At 47.5% G+C, this 1,315-nt stretch carries 1 protein-coding gene; it reads right to left on the bottom strand.

Annotated elements, in window-relative coordinates:
• Nucleotides 1-35: 35 nt before the first annotated feature.
• Nucleotides 36-1,244, bottom strand: coding sequence for an IS256 family transposase (locus tag ACQKDS_RS20180; protein ID WP_399674052.1), 1,209 nt, complete (start codon nt 1,242-1,244; stop codon nt 36-38).
• Between the last annotated feature and the right edge of the window lie 71 nt (nt 1,245-1,315).

Genomic DNA, 1,315 nt, shown 5'->3' with positions numbered 1-1,315 from the left:
GAGCCTGTCCATAATTCTGTGTAACTGCCAACGTATTAAAGATGACCGTCTAAGCGGTCACCGAACTCGATAATAAAACGACTCATTGCCAACCGCCAGTTCTGGATAGGCATATTCCATTTTTTCGACGCCGCCTGGATTGCCAGATAAATCACTTTTCGCACTGAGTCGTCTGTCGGGAATACTTTACGCTTCTTAATCGCCTGCCGGATCACGCTGTTCAGCGATTCGATAGCATTGGTCGTGTAGATGGCCTTGCGGATATCCGCGGGATAACCGAAGAACGTGTTGAGATTTTCCCAGTGAGTACGCCAGCTTTTGCTGATTTGTGGGTATTTCTCATCCCAGACGCCTGCGAACTTGTCCAACGCCATCAGAGCCGCTTCCTCTGTCGGAGCCTGGTACACCGTTTTCAACCCGCTGGTGACCGCTTTATAGTCTTTCCACGACACATACTTCAAGCTGTTACGCACCATGTGGATAATGCACAACTGGATGTGGGTTTGCGGATAAACGCTGTTTATCGCATCGGGGAAGCCTTTCAGGCCATCCACGCAAGCAATCAGGATGTCTTGAAGACCACGATTTTTCAGCTCGGTCAAGACATTGAGCCAGAACTTGGCCCCTTCATTCTCTGCCAGCCACATGCCCAGAAGCTCTTTTTTGCCCTCGATATTAATCCCCAAGGCTAGGAACACGGCCTTGTTAATGACGCTACCATTGTGGCGAACCTTTACCACAATACAGTCAAGGTAAACAATGGGATACAGTGAGTCCAGTGGCCGGTTTTGCCACTCGGTGACCTGCTCTTTAACGGCATCGGTGACTTTGGATATCAACGTGGGTGACACGTCGGCATCGTACATCTCCTTGAATGTAGCAACGATTTCTCTTGTGGTCATTCCTTTGGCATATAAGGATAAAATCTGGTTATCCATCTGTGTGATACGCGTCTGATTTTTCTTTATCAACTGGGGTTCAAAGGAGCCTTCACGGTCACGGGGTGTATTCAGTTCGATCTCACCATCATCAGTGAACAGCGTTTTAGACGAGTAACCGTTACGGGTATTCGAGTCTGTTTTAGGGGCATTTTTTTCATGGCCGAGGTGGTCAGTAAGTTCGGCATTCAAGGCGGTTTCGACGGTGAGCTTGGTCAACATACGAGAAAACGCATTAAGATCGGCTTCGGTTTTAAGGCCTTTGGCCAATTCAGCAGCAAGTGCTTTAAGTTTCTTTTCGTCCATAATTTGCCTGTCTCCATTGTCAGGAAGAACATATCAAAAACAGGCAATTACACAATTTAAATTACAGTCTC

Origin of the sequence: Serratia sp. NPDC078593 (genome assembly GCF_050268245.1) — a bacterium.
Lineage (GTDB): Bacteria > Pseudomonadota > Gammaproteobacteria > Enterobacterales > Enterobacteriaceae > JBNNGK01.
The sequence above is the reverse complement of the archived record's forward strand: the minus strand, read 5'-3'. Positions and strand labels throughout refer to the sequence as shown.

What these genes read in the sequence shown, in the direction of transcription:
- ACQKDS_RS20180 (WP_399674052.1), bottom strand. Translation starts at nt 1,244, where the DNA reads ATGGACGAAAAGAAACTTAAAGCACTTGCTGCTGAATTGGCCAAAGGC.